Annotated in this window: 1 pseudogene; it reads left to right on the top strand. The window is 60.7% G+C overall.

The features are described 5' to 3' along the window. Nucleotides 1-209: 209 nt before the first annotated feature. Nucleotides 210-569: pseudogene (locus ACM6UT_RS23440) on the top strand (dienelactone hydrolase-related enzyme); the annotation flags it as partial. Nucleotides 570-635: the final 66 nt, after the last annotated feature.

The raw sequence follows: 635 nt of genomic DNA, 5'->3' as shown, positions 1-635 counted from the left end.
CTGCAGGAAGCCTTGCTGAAATGGTATGGACCGGGCGCGCAACCCGATCGATCCGGAAGAGCCTCGAGCCGCATCTTACGCTTGCCCAGCTGCAAAGAGCTTGGGCACCACTTAATCTCGAAAACCATGCAGACAGGCTGGCGCGGCGAGGCCTCGAGCTTCATGTCATAGTGGCATCGAGGGACACGGTTGTTTTGCCGGACCTGTNAAGCCTTGCTGAAATGGTATGGACCGGGCGCGCAACCCGATCGATCCGGAAGAGCCTCGAGCCGCATCTTACGCTTGCCCAGCTGCAAAGAGCTTGGGCACCACTTAATCTCGAAAACCATGCAGACAGGCTGGCGCGGCGAGGCCTCGAGCTTCATGTCATAGTGGCATCGAGGGACACGGTTGTTTTGCCGGACCTGTCAGAGCGCTTGCTACAACGGCTGGAAAGTGTCGGTGTCAGATTGAGCGTGCTGCGGCTGAATTGCGGACACTACTCTCTTGGGCGGCCACCCTACATCTTGGGAGTCGGATGGAGCCTGATGCGGTTTCTGTTGCGCAAGCGCGAGGCCGCCCAGGCTTAGGAGCGCTTGAGCGCCGCATCGAGCGGCACCCAACCGCAATGAGGGGAGCCCCCCTCGGCCCCTCCC

The organism is Ciceribacter azotifigens, assembly GCF_048159625.1.
GTDB lineage: Bacteria > Pseudomonadota > Alphaproteobacteria > Rhizobiales > Rhizobiaceae > Allorhizobium > Allorhizobium azotifigens.
Note: the sequence above shows the minus strand (reverse complement) of the source record. Positions and strands in the feature narration are given on the sequence as shown.